This window comes from Pseudomonas sp. RC3H12 (assembly GCF_018596375.1).
Taxonomy (GTDB): Bacteria; Pseudomonadota; Gammaproteobacteria; order Pseudomonadales; family Pseudomonadaceae; genus Aquipseudomonas.
On the sequence record NZ_CP075595.1, the window covers coordinates 3,469,298 to 3,491,847 of the forward strand.

Here is a 22,550-nt window from a genome sequence, read left to right on the forward strand (position 1 = left end):
GGCGATCTCAATGGTTGACGGTATGCGCCAGCATCACCGACAGCTGGCACAGCGGCCGACCGCTTTCGGCGTGCCACTGATTGAACGCCTGCTGCACCAGCGCCAGGTCACGCAGGCTGGTCGGCGGCTTGTCGATGATCTTCTGGGCGATCAACGCGGCGGCCATGTCGTCGGTGGGGATGAAGGTGTCCTTGCCGACCATGCGCAGGAAACGCGGAGCCGATAGTCCGCCCAGCTGGTTGCCATGCTTGGCCAGGTACTTCCACAGCCCGACGATATCGGTCTCGGGCCAGTCGGCGATGAACGCGCCGAAACTGCCCTTCTCCTTCGCCACGTCGAGGATCATCTGCGCATTGCGCGGCACGCTCTTGAGCTTGCCCAGGTGGCGGATGATGCGCTCGTCCTGCATCAGCCGCTCCAGGTGCTCGGCGCCCATCAGCACCACTTTCTCCGGGTCGAAGCCAAAGAACACCTGCTCGAACGCCGGCCACTTGGCATCCACCAGGCTGTGCTTGAGCCCGGCGCGGAACACGCGCAGGGCCAGGGTCGACAGGTAGCGGTCGTCGGTGATGTCGCGCAGCTGCGCGGGTGTGCGCGGCTGCGGCAGGAAGGCTTCCAGCGCCTTGGCCGAACCGAAGCGGTTCAGGCAGTACTCATGCAACCACTGGTAGTCGCGCATAAGGTCAGATGTTCAGCACGTCGAGGAAGCGCGGGGTGGCGCTCTCGTCGATCTTCAGGCTGGTGAAGTCGAACAGGTTGCGGTCGGCCAGCTGCGACGGCGCGACGTTCTGCAGGGCGCGGAAAATGCTCTCGGTGCGGCCAGGGTGCTTGCGCTCCCACTCCACCAGCATGTCCTTGACCACCTGGCGCTGCAGGTTTTCCTGCGAGCCGCACAAGTTGCACGGGATGATCGGGAATTCCTTCATGTCCGAATACGCCTGGATGTCCTTCTCGCTGCAGTAGGCCAGCGGGCGGATCACCACGTTGCGGCCGTCGTCGGCGCGCAGCTTCGGCGGCATGCCCTTGAGCGCGCCGTTGAAGAACATGTTGAGGAAGAAGGTCTCGACGATGTCGTCGCGGTGGTGCCCCAGGGCCATCTTGGTCGCGCCGATCTCGTCGGCGAAGGTGTACAAGGTGCCGCGACGCAGGCGCGAGCACAGCGAGCAGGTGGTCTTGCCCTCGGGCACCAGCTCCTTGACCACCGAGTAGGTATCCTTCTCGACGATGTGGTACTCGACGCCCAGTTCCTTGAGGTAGGCCGGCAGCACGTGCTCGGGGAAGCCCGGCTGCTTCTGGTCCATGTTCACCGCGACGATCTCGAACTTGATCGGCGCCACCTTCTGCAGGTGCAACAGAACGTCGAGCATGGTGTAGCTGTCCTTGCCGCCGGACAGGCAGACCATGACCTTGTCGCCATCCTCGATCATGTTGAAGTCGGTGATGGCTTCGCCGGCGAGGCGACGCAGGCGTTTTTGCAGTTTGTTCTGGTTGACCGAGAGGGTGCCCATAGCGCTTGAATCCGCGAGGTGTGACAAAAGCCGGCTATTTTACGCACAAACCGGGCGGCGCAGTAGGTGAATCCGATAAAGACTTCAAGGGAATCAGCACCGGTCCTGACAGCGCGATTTGCTCTAAAAACCCGGTTTTCTGTGGGGAACGGCTTCCTATACTGCGACATAAGGCCACATTGGCGCAGCACCTGGTGTCCTGGCCTCGGGCCATAGGCGCTCCATCCGGGGGGCGTTTGGCAACGACGATAGGAGTGACCCGTATGATTCATCATGTTGTTGGGCTGTTCACCCACCCCGACCAGGAGTGGCGGGAGATTCGTGGCGAGGATGAAAGCATCAGCCACATGTACCTGACACACACGTTGATCCTGGCGGCGATTCCCGCCGTGTCGGCGTTCATCGGCACCACCCAGGTCGGCTGGGTGATCGGCGAGCGGCCAGCCGTGATGCTGACCATGGAAAGCGCGTTGTGGATGAGCATCATGTCCTACCTGGCGATGCTCGCCGGCGTGGCGGTGATGGGCGCCTTCATCCACTGGATGGCGCGCACCTACGACGCCAACCCGAGCATGGCGCAGTGCATCGCCTTTGCCACCTACACCGCCACCCCGCTGTTCATCGGCGGCCTTGCGGCGCTGTACCCGCACCTGTGGCTGGGCATGCTGATCGGCACGGCGGCGATCTGCTACACCGTGTACCTGCTGTATGTCGGCTTGCCGACCTTCATGAACATACCGTCGGATGAAGGCTTCCTGTTCTCCAGCTCGGTGCTGGCGGTGGGCCTCGTGGTTCTGGTGGCGATCATGGCCGCGACCGTGATCATCTGGGGACTGGGCGTGGGGCCCGTCTACACCAACTGAACGCATACCAACCAGATCCAACCAACACTGGGGCATCACCGAGGCCGCCGCAAGGCGGCCTCGCTTCGTGTGCCTGACCGACGGCTCGGCAGCCGCCCATTGCCTGCGGCATAATGCCCGGTCAGGAGAACTACCCCGCCATGCCCGAGCTGCTCAGACAACGCGTCGAAACCTGTTACCAGCAAGCCGAAACCTTCTTCAAACGCCCCTTCCTGCGCCCGCAGGTCAGCTTCAAGCTGCGCGGACAGAAGGCCGGCGTCGCCCACCTGCACGAAAACCTGCTGCGCTTCAACCTGCAGCTGTACCGCGAGAACGCCGAAGACTTCCTGCGCCAGACCGTGGCCCACGAAGTCGCCCACCTGATCGCCCACCAACTATTCGGCGAGCGCATCCAGGCCCATGGCGAGGAATGGCAGTTGATCATGCGCGGGGTGTACGAGCTGCCGCCGAACCGCTGCCACAACTACGAGGTGCAGCGGCGCGTGGCGACACGCTACATCTACCGTTGTCCGTGCCCGGAGAGCGATTTCCCGTTCACCGCCCAGCGGCACAAGCTGGTGCGCCAGGGACGGCGGTACCTGTGCCGGCGCTGCCGGGAGATCCTGGTGTATAGCGGCGAGACCCGGGTCGAATAATCGTCAACGCATGAAAAAGGCGACCCGAGGGTCGCCTTTTGTCTTTCATCTCACGCTCAACGCGCCGGGCCTTCGGCCACGCCCAGGTCGTCGGTCGGACGGGTGTCGATCAGCGGCGAGCCGCCAGACGCCAGTTCGGCCTGCAGGGTGTCGGTGTCCAGCTCCTTGACCCACTTGGCCACGACCACGGTGGCCACGGCGTTGCCGATCAGGTTGGTCAGGGCGCGCGCTTCGGACATGAAGCGGTCGATACCCAGGATCAGCGCCAGGCCGGCAACCGGCAGGTGGCCGACGGCCGACAGGGTGGCGGCCAGGACGATGAAGCCCGAACCTGTGACGCCCGCGGCACCCTTGGAGGCCACCAGCAGCACCAGCAGCAGGGTGATCTGGTGGGTGATGTCCATGGTGGTGTCGGTGGCCTGGGCGATGAACACCGCGGCCATGGTCAGGTAGATCGAGGTACCGTCCAGGTTGAACGAGTAACCGGTCGGGATCACCAGGCCAACCACGGATTTCTTCGCGCCCAGGCGCTCCATCTTGGCCAGCATGCGCGGCAGGGCCGACTCGGAGGACGAGGTGCCCAGGACGATCAGCAGCTCTTCACGGATGTAGCGGATCAGCTTGATGACGCTGAAGCCATGGGCGCGGCAGATACCGCCCAGCACGACCAGGATGAACAGCAGGCAAGTGATGTAGAAGCAGGCCATCAGGTAGCCCAGCTGCACCAGCGAACCCACGCCGTACTGGCCGATAGTGAAGGCCATGGCGCCGAAGGCGCCGATCGGGGCCAGCTTCATGATCATGTTGATGATGTTGAACATGACATGGGCGAAGCGATCGATCAGGTCCAGCACCGGCTTGCCGTAGCTGCCCAGGCGGTGCAAGGCGAAGCCGAACAGCACCGAGAACATCAGCACTTGCAGGATGTCGCCGTTGGCGAAGGCGCCGACCACGGTGTTGGGGATGACATTGAGCAGGAAGCCGACGGTGGTCTGCTGCGCGCCGGCGGCGGCATAGGCAGCCACGCTGCTGGCGTTGAGGGTGCTCACGTCGACGTGCATGCCGGCACCCGGCTGCACCACGTTGACTACCACCAGGCCGATGATCAGGGCGATGGTGGAGACGATCTCGAAGTACAGCAGCGCGTAACCGCCGGTCTTGCCGACCGACTTCATGCTTTGCATGCCCGCGATGCCGCTGACCACGGTACAGAAGATGATCGGCGCGATGACCATCTTGATCAGCTTGACGAAGCCGTCACCCAGGGGTTTGAGGGCTACGCCGGTCTCCGGGTAGTAGTGGCCGAGCAGGATACCGATGGTGATCGCGACGATCACCTGGACATACAGCGATTTGTACAGCGGCTGACGAGTCGTCATGGCTAATTTTTCCTCAAGTGGGCCGGCGCATCCTTCCCAGGATGTCGGGGCACCTGAATCGCGAACCCTCCTGTACCCGGAGGGATTTGTCGTTGTGTTCGAGCACCTGGGCAGGCCTCTGCCAGGTGAATAGCAAGGGCAATGCCAAAGTGCCCGCTTGAGGTGCACAGCCAATGATTACAGGGTGTGAATGCCCCGGGACGGGGCGCAGTAGCCGGTAGGAAATGGCGGATTTCCGCCCGATGGCGGAAATCGTACAGGGCGGGTTGGCGGATTTCCGCCTCAGAGGTATTCAGTGGGACTTCCCGGTGGGAGCGGGCTTGCCCCGCGATGAGGACCGCTCCGGATGGCACCGGCTTCGCCGGTATCGCGGGGCTAGCCCGCTCCCACGCACCGCCCCCTGCACTGGAAAGGCAGAATCAATCGAGTCGGAAAGCGATACGGAACGCAGCCCCGCCCAACGGCGAATCGCCCAGGCTCAACTCGGCGTCGTAGCTGTCGATGATGTCCTTGACCACCGCCAGGCCGATCCCCTGCCCGGGGTGCTGGCGGTCCAGCCGCTCGCCGCGTTCGAGAATGCGCTCACGCTGGTCGGGCGGCACGCCCGGGCCGTCGTCCTCGATCCACAGCTCCAGTTGCCCCGGCGCTTCGCGCAGGCTGACCCGCACCTGCCCCAGGCACAACCGGTAGGCGTTCTCCAGCAGGTTGCCGAGCAGCTCGAGCAAGGCCCCCTGCTCCATCGGCACCCGCGCATCGGCCGGGAGATCGAAACCGACCTCGACGCGTTTGTCGCGATAGACCTTGGCCAAGGTGCTGCACAGGCTGTCGAGCAACGGCTTGAGCTCGACCTGGTGCTTTACCAGGCCACTCTTGCGCAGGCTGGCGCGTTGCAATTGGTAGTCGATCTGCTGGCTCATGCGCTCGATCTGGCTTTGCAGCACCCGCGCCTGCTCGCGGTCGCCCTGCTCCATGCTCTCGCCCACGCCCTGCAGCACCGCCAGCGGGGTCTTCAGGCAGTGGGCCAGGTCGTCGAGCGAGTCGCGGTAGCGCTGGCGCTGCTCGCGCTCGCTGCGCAGCAGGCGGTTGAGCGAGCCGGTCAGGCGCAGCAGCTCGCGTGGGTGTTCACGGCTGAGCCCATCCCTGGCGCCGCTCTCCACGTCATCCAGCTCGGAGCTGAGCCGGCGCAGCGAGCGCAGGCCCCAGGTCAGGCCGGCCCACAGCAGCACCATCAGCGCCAGCAGCGCCGCGCCGAAGCCGAAGTAGAGTTTCTCGCGCAGGCCATTGAGGGTGTCCTGGTATTCGCGGACCGGTTGCAGGGCGACGATGCTGAACGCCGCGCTCTTGCCGCCAAGCAGCCTGACCTCGACGTCATAGACGAAGAACTCCTCGCCGTCGTCCTGGTGAATACGGGCGAATTCGTTGCCACGCCCGTCATAGCGCGGGTGGTAGTTGATGTTGCGGTTGCGCGTGGCCCGCGACTGCCACACCAGCTTGCCCTGGCGGTCGAAGATGTAGCCGAGCAAGCCTGTATACGGCAGGTTGAAGCGTTCGTCCGGCAGCAGCGCCGGCATCTGCAACTGGCCATGCTCGATGCGCGCGGCGGAAATCAGCGTGGTCACGTCCGAGGCCAGGCGCTGCTCGATGGACTCCTGCAACGCCAGGCTGAAGGCCTTCTGCAGCGCCGGCAGCAACGCCAGCATGAACAGCAGCGCCAGCAACGCCGCCGCCAGCATCAGGCGCACCCGCAGCGAACGGATCATCGGCAGCGCTCAGTGAACAGGTAGCCCAGGCCACGCACGGTATCGATCGGCTTGAAGCCGTTGTCGCCCTCGAGCTTGCGACGCAGGCGGCCGACCAGCACCTCGATGACGTTCGGGTCGCGCTCCTCGTCGTCCGGGTACAGCTGTTCCATCAACCGGTCCTTGGCCACCACCTGCTGGTGATGGCGCATGAGGTACTCGAGGATGCGGTATTCGTAGGCGGTCAGCGCCAGCGGTTGCTCGTCCAGGGTCGCCTGCTTGCGGTTGAGGTCGAGCACCAGCGGGCCGGCGGCGATGGTCGACTGGGTGAAGCCGCTGGAGCGGCGCAGCAAGGCGTTGAGGCGCGCCTCCAGCTCTTCGAACTGGAACGGCTTGACCACATAGTCGTCGGCGCCGGCGGCCAGGCCTTCGACCTTGTCCTGCCAGTTGCCGCGGGCGGTGAGGATCAGGATCGGGAAGGTCTGGCCAAGGTTGCGCAGCTGGCGGATCAGGTCCAGCCCGCTCATGCCCGGCAGGCCCAGGTCGATCACCGCCAGGTCATGGTTGTACTGCTCGGCCTGGTACAAGGCTTCCTCGGCGTTGGCCACCGCCTGCACCACATGGCCGCCCTCGCCGAGGCGGGTGAACAGGTGATGACGCAGCAGCGCCTCGTCCTCGACCACCAGCAATTTCATGCAGTTCTCCTTTGAATAGCGAATGCCTGTACCGGCCTCATCACGGGGCAAGCCCGCTCCCACGGGTCATGCACTCCTCGCGATGAGGCCGGTACAGGATAACAGCGACCTCAGAACTTGTAGCTTGCCGCCAGGTAGGTCTGCGCGCTGCTGGTCAGGCGCAGGGTGCCGTCCTTCGGCCCGCCGTGGGCGCCGATCTCGGTGGCGGCGTTGCTGCGCAGGTAACGGTAGCCCATCTCCACCGAGGCCTTGTCGGTGATTTCCTGGATCACGCCGGCCTGCAGGCCCACGGCATAGCCGTAGTCGGTGTCGCGGCTGGCGCCCGGCGAGTCCTGGGTCAGCTTGGTCATGCCCAGGGTGCCGCCACCGAACAGCTTGGTGGTATCACCCACCGGCAGGAACAGGTCGTAGCTGCCGAGCAGGTTTTCCTGGCGCAGCTTGACGCCGCTGTGGTCGCCCGAGACGTTGTCGTAGGTCATGTAGTAGCGGCCCTGGTCGTTGATCTTGCCCAGGCGCACGCCCCAGGTGCTGTCCTTGCCGATGATGCCGTCGGCGTTCAGGCCGTCGGTGTTGCGTTGCAACAGGCCGGACTTGCGCACTTTGTCGCTGGTCTGGCCGTAGGTCAGGCTGGCGAAGTTGTCATCGGCCTGGGCGGCGGTGGTGAGGCCGGCGGCGCAAACCGCCATGGCGGCGATCAGGGTATTGAGCGTTTTCATGGTTCAGGTACTCCGGGTTGGATGCGTTGTTTCTGTCTGGGGACTAGAGTAGGGAGGGTGCCCTGAACCCCTGCTGAACCCGGCCTGAACCTGGGCTGAACGAACCGAACAAGGAGCTCGACCATGCGTACCCTGCTTGCACTGGCCCTGTTGTGCGGCGCCACCCTCGCCCAGGCGGCGGTGCAGACCCGCGAGATCCCCTACCAGGATGCCGACGGCAACCGCCTGATCGGCTACTACGCCTACGACGACGCCGTCGAGGGCAAGCGCCCGGGCGTGGTGGTGGTGCATGAATGGTGGGGGCTGAACGACTACGCCAAGCGCCGCGCCCGCGACCTCGCGGCGCTGGGCTACAACGCCCTGGCCATCGACATGTACGGCGACGGCAAGAACACCGAGCACCCCGCCGATGCGCAGGCGTTCATGGCCGCGGCGATGAAGGACCCAGCGGCCGCCGCCCGGCGCTTCGATGCCGGGCTGGAGCTGCTGAAGATCCAGCCCAACACCAACAAGCACCAGCTGGCGGCCATCGGCTACTGCTTTGGCGGCAAGGTGGTGCTGGACGCGGCGCGCCGCGGTGAGAAGCTCGACGGCGTGGTGAGCTTCCATGGCGCGCTGGTGACCCAGACGCCGGCCAAGCCGGGGGTGATCCGGGCCAAGATCCTGGTGGAGCATGGCGAGGCCGACAGCATGGTCACCCCGCAGCAGGTGACGGCGTTCAAGGCGGAGATGGATGCGGCGAAGGCCGACTACAAGTTCGTCGGGATTCCGGGGGCCAAGCATGGCTTCAGCAACCCGGATGCCGACCGCTTGAGCCATGGCGAGCATGGCGGGCCGGATATCGGCTATGACAAGGCGGCTGACGAGAGCTCGTGGAAGGATATGCAGGCGTTCCTGAAGGATGCGCTCGACTGATGATCGCCGGGGCCGCTTTGCGGCCCTTTCGCCGGCAAGCCGGCTCCCACAAAAGATGGCGACGCCCCCTGTGGGAGCCGGCTCGCCGGCGAAAGGGCTGCGCAGCAGCCTCAAAATCTGTGCTCCACCACCAGCCACCAGGCTGGCACAATACCCGCCATGAACAGACTCCCCACCTGCTGCGCCCCGCTCCAGCACCATTGGCCCCTGCCGCGCCCGGTCCCCGGCGCGGTGCTGGTCAGTTGTGCCTTCGACCCGGCCAAGCTCGCGCCCGATGACTACCAGCGCGCCGGCATCGAACAGACCGCCAGCCTGCAACGCTCGGTGGCCAAGCGCCAGGCCGAGTACCTGGCCGGTCGGGTCTGCGCCCGCGAGGCGCTACGGATACTCGACGGTCGCAGCTACGCTCCCGCCCCTCATGAAGACCGCTCGCCCATCTGGCCCGCCGGCATCCACGGCTCGATTACCCACGGCCAGGGCTGGGCCGCCGCCGTGGTGGCTACCGAGGGCCAATGCCGCGGCCTGGGGCTGGACCAGGAAACCCTGCTCGGCGAAGACCGCGCCGAACGCCTGGCCGGGGAGATCCTCACCCCCGCGGAGCTGGAACGCCTGGACCGCAGCCAACAGGCCCTGGCCGTGACCCTGACCTTCTCGCTCAAGGAAAGCCTGTTCAAGACGCTCTACCCGCTGACGAAAAAGCGCTTCTATTTCGAGCACGCCGAACTGCTGGAATGGTCCAGCGACGGCCACGCCCGCCTGCGCCTGCTCACAGACCTGTCGGCCGAGTGGCACCACGGCGTCGAGCTAGATGGCCAGTTCTGCCTGCAGGACGGCCACCTGCTCAGCCTGATCAGCGTTTAATCGCGTGGCTGCTCCCGCGGCCAGCTCAGGCTGAAACACGCCCCGCCCAGCTGCTCGCTGTGCCCGACCAGGGCGCGGCCGCCGTGCCAGTAGATGATCCGCCGGACGATCGACAGCCCCAGGCCATGCCCGCCCGAGGCCCGGGTGCGGCTGTCGTCGAGGCGGGTGAAGGGGGTGAAGATGCGGTGCCACACGCCCTCGGGAATCCCGGGGCCGTCGTCCTCCACATCGATGCGGCAACGCTGCTGTCCCAGGTGATAGCTCACGCGCACTTCGGACTCGGCATGGCGCATGGCATTGCGCACCAGGTTCTGCAGGGCCCGGTGCAGGTAGCGCGGCTCGGCCTCGACCCGAGCATCACCGCCGTCGAGCCCGTGGCATTCGCCGCGCACTACCCGCACCTCGGCGCGCAGCGGCGCCAGCTCCTCGATCACTCGCGCCAGCAGCTCGTCCAGGTCCACCACCTGGAAATGCAGGGCCGGCGCGCCCTGCTCCAGGCGGGCGTAGGTCAGCATCTCGTCGACCAGCTTGTCCAGGTCCTGGATATCGCCGTCCATGCCCGCCAGGTGCTTGGCCCGGGCAGCGTCGGTGCTGGCGCTCTCGATCATCTCCAGGCCAAAGCGCAGCCGCGCCACCGGCGTGCGCAACTCGTGGGACACCGCCCGCACCAGCTCGCGCTGCATGGTCAATGAACGTTGCAGGTGCTCGGCCATGCCATTGAAGGCCTCGGCCAGGCGCCCCACCGAGTCGGCATCGCCGGCCGGCACCCGGGTGTCCAGGCTGCCCTGGGCGATGCGCGTGGCCGCCACCTCCAGGCCGGACACCCGCCGCTCCAGTTGGCGCACCAGCAGGTAGACCACCAGGCCGATCAGGCACAAGCCGAGAAAGGCGATCAGGATCAGCAACTGCGGCGGATAGGGGTTGAGCTGATACAGAGGGCCGATCTCCAGCACCCAGGGCGAGCCGGACAGCCCCGAGAACACGCGGATCGAATCACCGTCCCGGCCCAGGGCCATCACCGTGTCGCCCTCCTCCACCCGGCGGCGCTGGTCGTCGTCCAGGGCGGCGCGCTCGATACGCTGCAGGGCGATGTCGAAGCCGAAACCCTTGCTCTGCCGAAGCTGTGCCAGGCGCGCCTGCTGCTCGGTCACCGGGTAGCGCACCAGCTCATCGGCCAATAGATAAAGCGTGGCACGGGCCAGCTGCTCGCTGATCTGCTTGACCTCGGCCACCAGCAGCAGGTCTTCGTGGCCGACCCGACGCAATACCCGGGCGGCATGCGGGCCGGTCTTTTCCACCACCACCAGATCGCGGTACAGCCGTGCCCGCTGCCCGCCGTCGAGGGTGAACGCCGACAGCGGCTGCAGGTCCAGCGGCACGCCGAGCAGGCGCTCCCAGATCACCAGCGAACGGGTGCGCTCCACCGCGTTCTGCTGCGCCAGGTTGTCGGCCATCAGGCTGAAGGTGCCCTGGGCCAGGCGCTCGCGGTGCTGGCCAGCACGGATCTCGTTGAGCAGGTGCAGGCTCAGCACGCCGAGCACGGCCACCAGCACCAGCACCGCGAGCATGCCGCCATAGATACGCAGGAAGATCGAGTTCATGGCGCCTCGCCGACGAACAGGTAGCCCTTGCTGCGCAGGGTCTTGATCAGCCGCGGGGTGATCGGGTCGTCGCCGATCTTGGGGCGGATCTTGGAGATGCGCACATCGATGGAGCGGTCCTGGCCGTCGTAGCCGACGCCGCGCAGCGAGGTGAAGATCTCCTCTCGGGACAGCACGCGCCCGGCGTTGCTGGCCAGCAGCCAGAGCAAGTCGAATTCGGCGCCGGTCAGGTCGACCAATTGGCCGTGCAGGCGCGCCTCGCGCTGGCGGCTGTCTATATGCAGGGGGCCGAAGGTCAGGTCCTGGCGGCGCTCCGGGGCGTCGCTGCGGCGCAGCAGGGCGTTGATACGCGCCAGCAGCACGCGCGGGCGCACCGGTTTGCATACGTAGTCGTCGGCGCCCAGGTCCAGGCCCTGGACCTGGTCGAGCTCGTCGCTGCGGGCGGTGAGCATGAGGATGGGGCCGGCGTACTGGCCGCGCACGCGGCGGCAAATGCTCAGGCCGTCTTCGCCGGGCAGCATCAGGTCGAGGATCACCAGGTCCGGCTGGCTGTCGATGATACGCCGCGCGGCGCGGCCACCGTCGCCCTCCACCGCCACTTCGAAGCCGTTGGCCTGGAGGTATTCGGCAGTCAGTTCGGCCAGGCGCTGGTCGTCCTCGACGATCAGGATGCGGTTGATTGGCTGGTCCATGGCCTCCCCTTTTTCTGGTTATTGTCTGGCCTTGTGTTGTCCGTGCCGGCCTAATCGCGGGGCAAGCCCACGCTGCCATGCAAGACCATGCGTGGGAGCGGGCTTGCCCCGCGATTAGGCCGGCACAACCCTTTGATTCCAGCGCAAATCCGCCTTCACCAAAGCGCAACATCAGCCCCGGATACTACGTCCCGCTCCCACCCCTGCCAACTACCGCAAACAGCCCTCGACTGAACCGTTTTTTGTGATAGGGTGCGCGCCCGCAAAATTATGCGTCGGGGCGTAGCAGCCAGAAAAAATAGTGCAAACCTCTTGGGACAAGGCCTACAGCGAATACCCACGGATGACTCACAAAGTACCCACAAGTTATCCACAGGCGCCGACCTTGCAAAGCCCCCTGGACCGCATTATCTTGTATCCCTATCGCAGCGAACCACTAGATATTGGGTTTTGCGCAAAATCACAAACACAAGTCAACAGGCAAATTCAAGCGAATTTTCTGGCTGAACTTAAGGTGATTTCAACAGCCAAACCGCTCCTGCGGAGGGCGACCGAGGCAAGCCGCAGACGGCCTTGTTCGGGTATGAGTGTTGCAGGCAAGGCCCGCACTCATCAGCAACAGATTTTGGGTACGCCCAGAACCTTTGACTTCGGCCAGGGAGCGGCAGGTTACTGCCCCTAATTCCTGAGTCTGTCCCGAAGTCGGTAAGCCCGAGCGGGCGGATGCGTGTGCTTCACGCGCATCCCCGCCCGGGCCATCGAGCAAGTGGACGGAACGGTGGCGCCCGACAACGGCGCCTGAACAAACTAGAAACTGTGGAGACACCCACCCATGCAAACCGACACAACTCGCGAGAACCCGCAGGCCAAGGCGCCTCAGGCCGCCGATTCGAACCAGGATCTGGCCGCCACCGCCCCTGGCCAACTGCGCGTGATCAAGCGTAACGGCACTGTCGTCCCCTACACCGACGACAAGATCACCGTTGCCATCACCAAGGCGTTCCTCGCAGTTGAAGGCGGCACCGCCGCCGCCTCGTCGCGCATCCACGACACCGTCGCGCGCCTGACCGAGCAGGTCACCGCCACGTTCAAGCGTCGCATGCCATCGGGTGGCACTATCCACATCGAAGAAATCCAGGACCAGGTCGAACTGGCCCTGATGCGCGCCGGCGAGCAGAAAGTCGCCCGTGACTACGTGATCTACCGCGACCAGCGTGCAAAAGAGCGCGCCACCCGCAGCAACGCCGACGCCGTGGTCGAGCCGCACCCAAGCATCCGCATCACCCTCGCCGACGGCAGCCTGGCGCCGCTGGACATGGCGCGCCTGAACACCATCATCAGCGAAGCCTGCGAAGGCCTGGCCGAAGTCGATGGCGAGCTGATCCAGCGCGAAACCCTGAAGAACCTGTACGACGGCGTGGCCCTGAAAGACGTCAACACCGCCCTGGTGATGACCGCCCGTACCCTGGTCGAGCGTGAGCCGAACTACTCGTTCGTCACCGCCCGCCTGCTGATGGACACCCTGCGTGCCGAAGGCCTGGGCTTCCTGGGCGTGGCCGACAGCGCCACCCACCACGAAATGGCCGACCTGTACGCCAAGGCCCTGCCGGCCTACGTCGAGAAAGGCGTCGAGTTCGAACTGCTCGACCCAGCGCTGAAAGGCTACGACCTGGAGCGCATGGGCAAGGCGATCAACCACGAGCGCGACCAGCAGTTCACCTACCTGGGCCTGCAGACCCTGTACGACCGCTACTTCATCCACAAGGATGGCGTGCGCTTCGAGCTGCCGCAGGTGTTCTTCATGCGTGTGGCCATGGGCCTGGCGCTGGAAGAGAAAGACAAAGAAGCCCGTGCGATCGAGTTCTACAACCTGCTGTCGTCCTTCGACTACATGGCCTCGACCCCGACCCTGTTCAACGCCGGCACCCTGCGCCCGCAGCTGTCGAGCTGCTACCTGACCACCGTGCCGGACGACCTGTCGGGCATCTACCACGCGATCCACGACAACGCCATGCTGTCGAAATTCGCCGGTGGCCTGGGCAACGACTGGACCCCGGTGCGTGCACTGGGCTCGTACATCAAGGGCACCAACGGCAAGTCGCAAGGCGTCGTGCCGTTCCTGAAAGTGGTCAACGACACCGCCGTCGCCGTGAACCAGGGTGGCAAGCGCAAGGGCGCGGTATGTGCCTACCTGGAAACCTGGCACCTCGATATCGAAGAGTTCATCGAGCTGCGCAAGAACACCGGTGATGACCGTCGTCGTACCCACGACATGAACACCGCCAACTGGATCCCCGACCTGTTCATGAAGCGCGTCTTCGATGACGGCAAGTGGACCCTGTTCTCGCCATCGGAAGTGCCTGATCTGCACGACCTGACCGGCAAGGCCTTCGAAGAGCGCTACGAGTACTACGAAGCCCTGACCGAGTACAACAAGATCAAGGTGTTCAAGACCATCCAGGCCAAAGACCTGTGGCGCAAGATGCTGTCGATGCTGTTCGAGACCGGCCACCCGTGGCTGACCTTCAAGGACCCGTGTAACCTGCGCAGCCCGCAGCAGCACGTGGGCGTGGTCCACAGCTCGAACCTGTGCACCGAGATCACCCTGAACACCAACAAGGACGAGATCGCGGTCTGCAACCTGGGCTCGATCAACCTGCCGAACCACATCAATGATGGCAAGCTGGACACCGCCAAGCTGCAACGCACCGTCAACACCGCCGTGCGCATGCTCGACAACGTGATCGACATCAACTACTACTCGGTGCCGCAAGCGCGTAACTCGAACTTCAAGCACCGCCCTGTCGGCCTGGGGATCATGGGCTTCCAGGACGCGCTGTACCTGCAGCACATCCCGTACGGTTCGGACGCTGCCGTCGAGTTCGCCGACAAGTCGATGGAAGCGGTCAGCTACTACGCGATCCAGGCTTCCTGCGACCTGGCCGACGAGCGCGGCGCCTACGAGACCTTCCAGGGTTCGCTGTGGTCCAAGGGCATCCTGCCGCTGGACAGCCAGCAGATCCTGATCGAGGCCCGTGGCCAGAAGTACATCGACGTCGACCTGACCGAGAGCCTGGACTGGGCACCGGTGCGCGAGCGCGTACAAAAAGGTATTCGTAACTCGAACATCATGGCCATCGCGCCGACCGCGACCATCGCCAACATCACCGGCGTGTCGCAGTCCATCGAGCCGACCTACCAGAACCTGTACGTGAAATCGAACCTGTCGGGCGAATTCACCGTGATCAACCCGTACCTGGTCCGCGACCTCAAGGCCCGCGGCCTGTGGGACTCGGTGATGATCAACGACCTGAAGTACTACGATGGTTCCGTGCAGCAGATCGAGCGTATCCCGCAAGAGCTGAAAGACCTGTACGCCACCGCGTTCGAAGTCGAGACCAAGTGGATCGTCGACGCCGCCTCCCGTCGCCAGAAGTGGATCGACCAGGCCCAGTCGCTGAACCTGTACATCGCCGGCGCTTCGGGCAAGAAGCTCGACGTGACCTACCGCATGGCCTGGTACCGTGGTCTGAAGACCACCTACTACCTCCGTGCCCTGGCCGCGACCAGCACCGAGAAGTCGACCATCAACACCGGCAAGCTCAACGCCGTGTCGAGCGGCGGCGACAGCGCCCCGGTCCAGGCCGCGGGCCCAGCCCCGGTACCGAAGGCTTGCGCCATCGACGAGCCGGATTGCGAAGCCTGCCAATAAGGGCTGCGCAGAGGCTACCCCCGGGTAGCCTCTTTTCTGCGCCACGGCGCAGAACCCTGTGGGAGCTGGCTTGCCAGCGATGAGGCCGGCACTGCCAGCACCTTCCCACAGCCAGACATAACAAGCCGGGGCCCAACGCCCCGGTCAGCCCTCCCCGGGCACTCCAGATTTGCGTGCACCGCACCGCAACCAAGATCCACCGGCCATACTCATTGATGGCCCTCAAGCAGGAGATCTCACCATGCTGAGCTGGGACGAATTCGACAAAGAAGACGGCGAAGTCGCCGCCAAGGCCAACACCCCCGCGCAAGCCGCCGCTGCCACCACCCTCGACAAGCTCGACAGCGCCGGCGGTGCCGCCGCCCTGGAAGCCCGCGCCGCCACCGCCGCCGACTCCGACGCCGTCAAGCGCGCCAAGGCTGCCCTGGACGCCCTGGATATCGCCGAAGGCCTGGCCGAGCTGGAAGGCTCCTCGGCCCGCGTCGCCGTTGACGAAAAGCGCATGATCAACTGCCGCGCCGACCTCAACCAGCTGGTACCGTTCAAGTACGACTGGGCCTGGCAGAAGTACCTCGACGGCTGCGCCAACCACTGGATGCCGCAAGAGGTCAACATGACCGCCGACATCGCCCTGTGGAAAAGCATGGACGGCCTGACCGAAGACGAGCGCCGCATCGTGATGCGCAACCTCGGCTTCTTCTCCACCGCCGACTCCCTGGTTGCCAACAACCTGGCCCTGGCCGTGTACCGCCTGATCACCAACCCCGAGTGCCGCCAGTACATCCTGCGCCAGGCCTTCGAAGAGGCGATCCACACCCACGCCTACCAGTACTGCATCGAGTCGCTGGGCATGGATGAAGGCGAGATCTTCAACATGTACCACGAGATCCCGTCGGTCGCGAAGAAAGCCGCCTGGGGCCTGAAGTACACCCGCGCCATCTCGGACCCGGAGTTCAACACCGGCACCGTCGAAACCGACAAAGAGCTGCTGCGCAACCTGATCGCCTACTACTGCGTACTGGAAGGCATCTTCTTCTACTGCGGCTTCACCCAGATCCTGTCGATGGGCCGCCGCAACAAGATGACCGGCGTCGCCGAGCAGTTCCAGTACATCCTGCGCGACGAGTCCATGCACCTGAACTTCGGCATCGACGTGATCAACCAGATCAAGATCGAGAACCCGCACCTGTGGGATGCCGCGATGAAGGAAGAGGCTACCCAGATGATCCTGCAGGGTACCCAGCTGGAGATCGAATACGCCCGTGACACCATGCCACGCGGCGTGCTGGGCATGAACGCGGCGATGATGGAGGATTACCTCAAGTTTATTGCCAACCGTCGACTGACTCAGATTGGGTTGAAGGAAGAGTATCCGGGGACTACCAACCCGTTCCCGTGGATGAGCGAAATCATGGACTTGAAGAAAGAGAAGAACTTCTTTGAGACTCGCGTTATCGAGTACCAGACGGGTGGGGCGTTGAGCTGGGATTAAGACTAACGGTAGAGTGAGTTGAAAATAGACTCACTCTGCCGTAATAAGTTGGATCCAAGTATTGACCTTTATATGATGGCCACTTAACATATTACTCTGAAATAAAAAAGCTCAACCCTTACGGGTTGAGCCTTTGCAATCTTCTGTAAGGGCTAAGTTTCTCAGGCCTACCCTTCAGAAGCCCCCCGAGTCACTGATCGGAACAAGGAGGCGTAAGATTCTACACGTAGGTTTAGCAGCTAGCAAGCCTCTGATGTAATTTCATACGCCCCCTCTGATCGGGCTCATATCTAAGCTGGAGAAAATTCCATGGCTAACGGTAAGAAGCCCGGTGAAAACACCGGAAAAAATGGCGGCATCTTTCAAGAGCAAGGTCCTCGGGGAGGACTGAAAGATAACTACGCAACAGTACCCGATAAAACATCGTTGCCTCCTACGTCCAAGTCGGGGAATACGTGGGTACAGGTCGAGCGCACTCCTGATAGCAATCGCTAACTGTTTCGTAGACCCCACCACTCGGTACTCACCTGCTAGCTCTTGGCGATAGCAGGTGAGTAGCCCTGAATAATCCGGAGCTCATATGTCTGAAAAATCTCAAAGCGCTTACCCTAACCTCATCTGGGGTGTTCTAATTGTTATCGTAGGATTTGCATTACTAGCAGAACAGTTCGGCTTAATCAGCAAAGACGTGAGATGGTTTATCCCCCTAGTCATCGTGGCCTACGGTGCAAATCTAATATATCAGAACAAAAAAAATTACCAGTAGATGTTAGTTAACCGGGGTATTAAAGCATGCTCATGCTTGACGATTTCGAAATAACAAAATCTGCAAAGTTTTTCAAGCTCTCAAAGGCAAAAAAACCTACGAAAACAGACATAGAAAAATTCTTTCGAAATGCATCAGAAAACAAAGAAGGAAACTATCTTCTTAAAACAATTCGAGAAGAAACATCCTCAACTGATGGACGCTCAGCTTTGCTGAGCGTCATTTGCTACAAAACAATAGATAAGCCATCTTTCTTAACCACCAGAAAGTTACTGGAAACCAAGTACGCCTACCTTATCTTGGTCGAGTTCGGCAACTACATGGCCATACTTAAGAAAAACTCCGGCGATCTTGCCAGCGAACTAAAAGGCTACATAGAGCTTTTCAGCAGCTCTGAAATATCACGTTACAGTAGCAACAGCATTGACGAACACTGCGAAAAGCTCTCAGTCCGAGGGATAGCGATATCGAAATATTCCATCCTTCAAAAATCGTATGAGGCTTTTGATTTAAACGATAGCTTACCGACGACGAACAGTCACCGACAGATACCGAATACTGCAAAATTTCGGAATAAAGTTTCAAGCTATTCAATAGCCATAAGCACGAGCCGCATAACCGAACACTCGGAAAAAATTAACTTTGACCAGCTAGTTGCGTGGTGCTTCGCTTTCAAAGACAAAATAGAAAACAACGACCCCTCGAGTTTTTTACAGCAATTCTCAAACTCAATCAACTTAAAAGACATACCAGCCAACACCCACCCGAATGGCTTGCTGCTGACTGCCCATGAGCTCATAGAAAGCTTACACAACGACTATGAGATAAGCCTTAATAAGCGACCTATTAAAAGCTCGCTTCTTTCCTGGCTTATCCAATCCCACGCCGAACCCGCGGAAGCCTGCGCTCAAATCCACAATACCACTCAACTAAAGGGCAGAATTGATCTAGAAGTCATCAGAAACAAGAATACGTTCACACTGAAATCAAAGTACCTATCCAGAATATCCTTGCGCAACAAATTAACCGGAGCAGAAAAAACCTTAACAAACATATTGAATGACAAAGGACTATTTACTCTAACCTTCAACGACCCACGATTTTTTTATTCTCAAAAACGCATCTATCGCGACAACGAAATAATAAATAATTTTGAGCGCATAACTGAAATATTTGAGCCTGTAACCAATTTTTCCAAGGCAATAACAGAAAAGGGTGAAAAAACACTCAGCGGTGTAAGCACCGATTTCCCGACCCACTCACTATTTTACAGAGTTCAAGAGCATTTCAGTAAGGGTGTCAGCAAGACAATAATTTGTGACGATTTAGGCAGTAAGGAATGGGCAGATCACTTCATCATTGAAAATAGTGAAAACCCCAAAATAACTTTAGTTCATAGCAAAGCCAGCGACAAGGTTAGCCATGGAGCTAGCTCCATGCAAGAGGTGGTAAGCCAAGCCATAAAAAATATCGGAAAGATAAATTTAGGAATAAAAGAGCTCAGCGAAAAAAAGAGACTCTGGACAACCCATTATAAAACTCAAAACGTCCAAACATCCATCAAACGAATAACTTCGCAAACCAAAGACTTTGAACAACTAAGCAGAACAATATCGCGAATAACGTCATCACCTAAAACCACAAAAACAGTGGCAATCGCAGTTAATTTTATAGAGAAGGCAGAAATAACTAAGATCTTTGAGAAAGCAAAAATCAACAAACTCGCCTCACATGAGACACAACTTATCTGGCTCTTATCATCTTTCGTCAGCGCTTGCGTTGAATCCGGAGCCCGTCCGTTGATTCTTTGTAGACCTGGCAAACCCTGATTTTAGGAATTCCCCTACAAGATCAGCGATTGACTATGAACCCATTACGTTTACCCTTTAATCGGCGCCTAAGAAACGCCTCACGTAGCGGTCGTTCCGCCCCGACAGATGCGGTTTTTTTGTGCCTGTGGTCTAATCCTGCGCGCGAAAACGTGTTATGTCGGGAGTGGACCAATACAAGACCCGAAAGGGGAATACGTCCGGCCTCTACGTGGGTTTCTTAACTCCCGACACCCAGCCCTAAGAAAGCTGGCAATCACGTAGAGGTAAAGGAAATGCCTATCGAAACCGTTCGCAGGCCTTTCGCACATGCGTCCCGCCTATTCCACTCCCTCAGGACCCGGGAGGCCAGCCATGACTGACCTCCACGACTCCACCCTCTTCACTCGCTACAACCGCCCGCTCCACACCCTCTGGCTCGAATCCCAGGCCTGGTTCTGCGCCCACGAACTCGGCCGAATGACCGGGCGTTTCTTCGACGAACACTGCATCCGCAAGCTCGACCCCGACCAGCATCGCACCGTGCAGCTGCTGCGCTACGGCCAGTACGGCGAAACCACCATGGTCAGCGAGTCCGGGGCCTATACCCTGCTGGCCCATCATCACATTCCGGAAAACCGTCACCTGCGGCACTGGCTGACCCACGAGGTGGTGGCGGTGCTGCGCGATGGGCAGGACTCGGCGCTGGAAGACCTGCCGCGCCTGGGCAGGATGTGCTGGCCGGGTGGGCATACGGCGAGTCTGTTGTATTGGCAGAGTGAGCCTTGGGTACGGATGCGGGATATGCCGGTGGTGATGGCGGCGGAGGTACCCGTGGTGGTGCCCGAGCGGCGCAAGCTGAGCTGGAAGGCATGTGCGCAGCGGGCGTTGCGGTTGCATGGGGTTGGGGATTGAAGATCCCTGGGGCCGCTCTGCGGCCCTTCGCGGGTAAACCCGCTCCCACACACAGCGGTAATGGCAGAAGAAGGGCTTGCCCTCGCCACAAAGGGCATCGATGTGCCGGACTGGAACAGGCCAGTCACGTGGTCGAGGGCAAGACCATTGATGAGTTTAGAGCGGATCATGAGTCTTGCGACATCGAAGGCATGCGCAACCGCAACGATCCGATGCAGAGCGAAGCGCTCATAGTTTTTGCCAAGAAGACACCTCGCGCCCCTGTTTGGTAACGCTTGGCAGCGCTACAATGGCACGCATCGCGTATTCGCACCTGACTGGCCCAGGAGAACCCATGGCAACCGTTCAGAAAAAGCAGCTCAGCGACGCAGCCCTCGAAAATCTGGAAAGCCAGATTCCAGAAATGGCAGCTGCTGCGACGCGCCTTGCCTACTTCCGCGCTGTCGCAGCAGGGCACACCGTGGTCACCGTCGAACAGGATCGAATCGTAGCAACCCACGCTGACGGGCAGGTTGAGGTGTTGGTCGAATCCAGGCCACGTCGCAAGGTCCAGAAAGGCCAGGTCCTTACTGTTCGCAAGATCGATGGGCGCGCCTAAACTGCGGGTTTTTGCCGGGCCCAACGGCTCCGGCAAAAGCACCATCAAGGATCAGATCCCGGCAGGCCTGATAAATACCTACATCAATGCAGATGACTTGGAAAAAGCTGCGCGTGCAACCGGCTGCATCAATCTGGCCGAATTCGATATCAGCCCGCCCCTCCAGAAGCTGACTACCTTCCTGGCTAATCACCCCTTGCTGATCAAGGCGCAGCTACAGCACACCGTAGCGACAGTGGAGCTTATTGGGCAGTGCATAGACCTTCGCGCTATCACCATGAACTCCTACTACGCCTCGGTCATTGCGGACTTCATCCGGCATGAGCTCCTCGAGCGTAGAGCCAGTTTCACCTTCGAGACCGTCATGTCGTCGGCCGAAAAGGTGAGGTTCATGAATGAGGCCCGACAACTGGGTTATCGAACCTACCTGTACTTCGTCGCAACCAACTCACCCCAGATCAATATCCTGAGGGTGGCTAACAGGGTCGAAGACGGCGGACACGACGTACCTAAGGACAAAATCGTCCAGCGCTACGCTCGTACCTTGGCACTGCTGCCCGAAGCCATTGCGGCCACCAACCGAGCCTACATTTTCGATAACACCGGTGACGAATCGATTTTTTTGGCTGAGATAACCGATGGCACGGCACTCGAATTCCATCAGGATGAAATGCCGGATTGGTTCCTGGATGCATATGTGAGCAAAGTACTGGAAGCATGAAGCCAGCGTAGTAATTGCCCCTTCAACCCATCCCGACTGTCGTTCGAGATTGGTTTAAGAATTCCTCTGCAAGGGAGGGGTTCTTCTTCCTGAATAGTCTGACAGTACCTTAAGACGCAGGGCAGATTTCGAAGGAAGATTTCTGATGACTGGGGCGTGGGAGCGGCGCTGCAGGGGCTTACACCCCGCAGCCGGTGCCATCCTTCGCGGGGCAAGCCTGCTCTCACGCCCTAATCAGCTCAGATTGGACTTAGTGAGCAACCTCCAACGGCATCCGGTACTCGATCACCCCCGGCTTCTCGGCAATCCAGTCATACAACCGCTGCGCAGTCTTGTTGGTCTGCTGGGTATGCCAGTACAACCGGTCACACCGCTGCTGCCGGGCCTGGTCCTGGACGAACTCGATCAGGCGCTTGCCGATCATTCTCCCCCGCGCATTCGGCGACACGAACAGGTCTTCCAGATAGCAGAAATCATTGCGTCCCCAGGTCGAGCGGTGGAACACGTAGTGAACGAAGCCGAAGATTTGCTCGCCGTCCGTGGCCACGGCGCAGTGCATGGGCTCGGCCGGGTCGAAGAAGCGCGCCCAGGTGCGCTCGGTGATGGCTGGGCCCAGGTCGACTTGATAGAAAGCCTGGTATTGCGCCCAGTATTCGGACCATGGCTGCAGGTCGGCTTGTTTCACTTGGCGTACGAAAACGGGCAGTTGGGTGGTGGTCATTGTTCAAACCCCTTTTGGACAACACAGCTGAATGAGTGAGGGGGCCGGCCTGTCCGCAGCGCTTGCCTTCCTTGGTGATTGCTTGCGGACCTGGGTTTTATAGCGGATAAATGGCTGGTTTTTACCTGCCAATTATTCGGTAGTTACCAGACCATTTTCAGGGGCGTGATCCGGCCCTAGGATTGGCTGGCATCTGTCAAATCTACCCGCCAA

The 22,550-nt window shown here is 61.1% G+C and carries 20 protein-coding genes; 11 read left to right on the forward strand and 9 right to left on the reverse strand.

From position 1 onward, the window contains the following. Window positions 1-7: 7 nt before the first annotated feature. Both KHO27_RS15785 and ttcA read right to left on the reverse strand, forming a co-directional pair. Window positions 8-679 (reverse strand): DNA-3-methyladenine glycosylase I, encoded by a 672-nt coding sequence (locus tag KHO27_RS15785; RefSeq protein ID WP_110701187.1) that lies wholly within the window; start codon window positions 677-679, stop codon window positions 8-10. Between the two features lie 4 nt (window positions 680-683). Continuing rightward, window positions 684-1,508 (reverse strand): tRNA 2-thiocytidine(32) synthetase TtcA, encoded by an 825-nt coding sequence (gene ttcA, locus KHO27_RS15790; protein ID WP_023630777.1) that lies wholly within the window; start codon window positions 1,506-1,508, stop codon window positions 684-686. Between the two features lie 263 nt (window positions 1,509-1,771). Here ttcA and KHO27_RS15795 point away from each other — a divergent pair, with 263 nt between their 5' ends. Beyond that, window positions 1,772-2,371 carry a Yip1 family protein gene (locus tag KHO27_RS15795; protein WP_023630778.1) on the forward strand — a complete coding sequence of 200 codons (600 nt, stop codon included), beginning with the start codon at window positions 1,772-1,774 and terminating at the stop codon, window positions 2,369-2,371. 140 nt (window positions 2,372-2,511) lie between these two features. Continuing rightward, window positions 2,512-3,006 carry a SprT family zinc-dependent metalloprotease gene (locus KHO27_RS15800; protein ID WP_214500457.1) on the forward strand — a complete coding sequence of 165 codons (495 nt, stop codon included), beginning with the start codon at window positions 2,512-2,514 and terminating at the stop codon, window positions 3,004-3,006. A 56-nt stretch (window positions 3,007-3,062) separates the two neighbouring features. Here KHO27_RS15800 and KHO27_RS15805 read toward each other — a convergent pair whose 3' ends face one another. The 4 genes from KHO27_RS15805 to KHO27_RS15820 all read right to left on the reverse strand — a co-directional run bounded on the left by KHO27_RS15805 (window position 3,063) and on the right by KHO27_RS15820 (window position 7,535). After that, window positions 3,063-4,385: a dicarboxylate/amino acid:cation symporter gene (locus KHO27_RS15805; protein WP_102683610.1), complete on the reverse strand. Its 1,323-nt coding sequence runs from the start codon at window positions 4,383-4,385 to the stop codon at window positions 3,063-3,065. 419 nt (window positions 4,386-4,804) lie between these two features. Next, entirely contained in the window at window positions 4,805-6,145 is a 1,341-nt protein-coding gene (locus tag KHO27_RS15810; protein ID WP_214500458.1) for an ATP-binding protein, read from the reverse strand. Then, entirely contained in the window at window positions 6,142-6,819 is a 678-nt protein-coding gene (locus KHO27_RS15815; RefSeq protein WP_023632177.1) for a response regulator, read from the reverse strand. The genes KHO27_RS15810 and KHO27_RS15815 overlap by 4 nt, the downstream gene beginning before the upstream one ends. Window positions 6,820-6,929: 110 nt before the next feature. Then, a complete protein-coding gene (locus KHO27_RS15820; protein WP_023632176.1) occupies window positions 6,930-7,535 on the reverse strand; it encodes an outer membrane beta-barrel protein in 606 nt (201 codons plus the stop codon). A gap of 123 nt (window positions 7,536-7,658) precedes the next feature. Here KHO27_RS15820 and KHO27_RS15825 point away from each other — a divergent pair, with 123 nt between their 5' ends. Together KHO27_RS15825 and KHO27_RS15830 are read left to right on the forward strand one after the other, a co-directional pair. Further along, window positions 7,659-8,450 (forward strand): dienelactone hydrolase family protein, encoded by a 792-nt coding sequence (locus KHO27_RS15825; RefSeq protein ID WP_214500459.1) that lies wholly within the window; start codon window positions 7,659-7,661, stop codon window positions 8,448-8,450. Window positions 8,451-8,609: 159 nt separating this feature from the next. Further along, window positions 8,610-9,311, forward strand: a complete 702-nt coding sequence (locus tag KHO27_RS15830) for a 4'-phosphopantetheinyl transferase family protein (protein ID WP_214500460.1) — start codon at window positions 8,610-8,612, stop codon at window positions 9,309-9,311. Here KHO27_RS15830 and KHO27_RS15835 read toward each other — a convergent pair. Both KHO27_RS15835 and KHO27_RS15840 read right to left on the reverse strand, forming a co-directional pair. After that, window positions 9,308-10,912 (reverse strand): ATP-binding protein, encoded by a 1,605-nt coding sequence (locus tag KHO27_RS15835; RefSeq protein ID WP_102683605.1) that lies wholly within the window; start codon window positions 10,910-10,912, stop codon window positions 9,308-9,310. The genes KHO27_RS15830 and KHO27_RS15835 overlap by 4 nt on opposite strands. Next, a complete protein-coding gene (locus KHO27_RS15840) occupies window positions 10,909-11,604 on the reverse strand; it encodes a response regulator (protein WP_111532579.1) in 696 nt (231 codons plus the stop codon). Before KHO27_RS15840 ends, KHO27_RS15835 begins: the two co-directional genes overlap by 4 nt. 832 nt (window positions 11,605-12,436) lie before the next feature. Here KHO27_RS15840 and KHO27_RS15845 point away from each other — a divergent pair. The 7 genes from KHO27_RS15845 (at window position 12,437) to KHO27_RS15870 (ending at window position 21,616) form a co-directional block, all read left to right on the forward strand. Continuing rightward, entirely contained in the window at window positions 12,437-15,316 is a 2,880-nt protein-coding gene (locus KHO27_RS15845) for a ribonucleoside-diphosphate reductase subunit alpha (protein ID WP_214500461.1), read from the forward strand. Window positions 15,317-15,557: 241 nt separating this feature from the next. After that, window positions 15,558-16,808: a ribonucleotide-diphosphate reductase subunit beta gene (locus KHO27_RS15850; RefSeq protein WP_214500462.1), complete on the forward strand. Its 1,251-nt coding sequence runs from the start codon at window positions 15,558-15,560 to the stop codon at window positions 16,806-16,808. A gap of 580 nt (window positions 16,809-17,388) precedes the next feature. Further along, window positions 17,389-17,574 (forward strand): LiaF transmembrane domain-containing protein, encoded by a 186-nt coding sequence (locus tag KHO27_RS26400; protein WP_352164562.1) that lies wholly within the window; start codon window positions 17,389-17,391, stop codon window positions 17,572-17,574. A gap of 26 nt (window positions 17,575-17,600) precedes the next feature. Next, window positions 17,601-19,403, forward strand: a complete 1,803-nt coding sequence (locus KHO27_RS15855) for a hypothetical protein (RefSeq protein WP_214500463.1) — start codon at window positions 17,601-17,603, stop codon at window positions 19,401-19,403. Between the two features lie 354 nt (window positions 19,404-19,757). Beyond that, complete coding sequence (locus KHO27_RS15860) at window positions 19,758-20,297, forward strand: BRO-N domain-containing protein (protein WP_214500464.1); 540 nt, start codon at window positions 19,758-19,760, stop codon at window positions 20,295-20,297. A gap of 334 nt (window positions 20,298-20,631) precedes the next feature. Continuing rightward, complete coding sequence (locus KHO27_RS15865) at window positions 20,632-20,895, forward strand: hypothetical protein (protein ID WP_110701203.1); 264 nt, start codon at window positions 20,632-20,634, stop codon at window positions 20,893-20,895. Continuing rightward, a complete protein-coding gene (locus KHO27_RS15870; protein WP_110701205.1) occupies window positions 20,882-21,616 on the forward strand; it encodes an ATPase in 735 nt (244 codons plus the stop codon). Before KHO27_RS15865 ends, KHO27_RS15870 begins: the two co-directional genes overlap by 14 nt. Window positions 21,617-21,866: 250 nt before the next feature. Here KHO27_RS15870 and KHO27_RS15875 read toward each other — a convergent pair whose 3' ends face one another. Continuing rightward, window positions 21,867-22,337, reverse strand: a complete 471-nt coding sequence (locus KHO27_RS15875) for a GNAT family N-acetyltransferase (protein ID WP_214500465.1) — start codon at window positions 22,335-22,337, stop codon at window positions 21,867-21,869. Between the last annotated feature and the right edge of the window lie 213 nt (window positions 22,338-22,550).

What these genes read in the sequence shown, in the direction of transcription:
- KHO27_RS15785 (WP_110701187.1), bottom strand. Translation starts at nt 679, where the DNA reads ATGCGCGACTACCAGTGGTTGCATGAGTACTGCCTGAACCGCTTCGGT.
- ttcA (WP_023630777.1), bottom strand. Translation starts at nt 1,508, where the DNA reads ATGGGCACCCTCTCGGTCAACCAGAACAAACTGCAAAAACGCCTGCGT.
- KHO27_RS15795 (WP_023630778.1), top strand. Translation starts at nt 1,772, where the DNA reads ATGATTCATCATGTTGTTGGGCTGTTCACCCACCCCGACCAGGAGTGG.
- KHO27_RS15800 (WP_214500457.1), top strand. Translation starts at nt 2,512, where the DNA reads ATGCCCGAGCTGCTCAGACAACGCGTCGAAACCTGTTACCAGCAAGCC.
- KHO27_RS15805 (WP_102683610.1), bottom strand. Translation starts at nt 4,385, where the DNA reads ATGACGACTCGTCAGCCGCTGTACAAATCGCTGTATGTCCAGGTGATC.
- KHO27_RS15810 (WP_214500458.1), bottom strand. Translation starts at nt 6,145, where the DNA reads ATGATCCGTTCGCTGCGGGTGCGCCTGATGCTGGCGGCGGCGTTGCTG.
- KHO27_RS15815 (WP_023632177.1), bottom strand. Translation starts at nt 6,819, where the DNA reads ATGAAATTGCTGGTGGTCGAGGACGAGGCGCTGCTGCGTCATCACCTG.
- KHO27_RS15820 (WP_023632176.1), bottom strand. Translation starts at nt 7,535, where the DNA reads ATGAAAACGCTCAATACCCTGATCGCCGCCATGGCGGTTTGCGCCGCC.
- KHO27_RS15825 (WP_214500459.1), top strand. Translation starts at nt 7,659, where the DNA reads ATGCGTACCCTGCTTGCACTGGCCCTGTTGTGCGGCGCCACCCTCGCC.
- KHO27_RS15830 (WP_214500460.1), top strand. Translation starts at nt 8,610, where the DNA reads ATGAACAGACTCCCCACCTGCTGCGCCCCGCTCCAGCACCATTGGCCC.
- KHO27_RS15835 (WP_102683605.1), bottom strand. Translation starts at nt 10,912, where the DNA reads ATGAACTCGATCTTCCTGCGTATCTATGGCGGCATGCTCGCGGTGCTG.
- KHO27_RS15840 (WP_111532579.1), bottom strand. Translation starts at nt 11,604, where the DNA reads ATGGACCAGCCAATCAACCGCATCCTGATCGTCGAGGACGACCAGCGC.
- KHO27_RS15845 (WP_214500461.1), top strand. Translation starts at nt 12,437, where the DNA reads ATGCAAACCGACACAACTCGCGAGAACCCGCAGGCCAAGGCGCCTCAG.
- KHO27_RS15850 (WP_214500462.1), top strand. Translation starts at nt 15,558, where the DNA reads ATGCTGAGCTGGGACGAATTCGACAAAGAAGACGGCGAAGTCGCCGCC.
- KHO27_RS26400 (WP_352164562.1), top strand. Translation starts at nt 17,389, where the DNA reads ATGTCTGAAAAATCTCAAAGCGCTTACCCTAACCTCATCTGGGGTGTT.
- KHO27_RS15855 (WP_214500463.1), top strand. Translation starts at nt 17,601, where the DNA reads ATGCTCATGCTTGACGATTTCGAAATAACAAAATCTGCAAAGTTTTTC.
- KHO27_RS15860 (WP_214500464.1), top strand. Translation starts at nt 19,758, where the DNA reads ATGACTGACCTCCACGACTCCACCCTCTTCACTCGCTACAACCGCCCG.
- KHO27_RS15865 (WP_110701203.1), top strand. Translation starts at nt 20,632, where the DNA reads ATGGCAACCGTTCAGAAAAAGCAGCTCAGCGACGCAGCCCTCGAAAAT.
- KHO27_RS15870 (WP_110701205.1), top strand. Translation starts at nt 20,882, where the DNA reads ATGGGCGCGCCTAAACTGCGGGTTTTTGCCGGGCCCAACGGCTCCGGC.
- KHO27_RS15875 (WP_214500465.1), bottom strand. Translation starts at nt 22,337, where the DNA reads ATGACCACCACCCAACTGCCCGTTTTCGTACGCCAAGTGAAACAAGCC.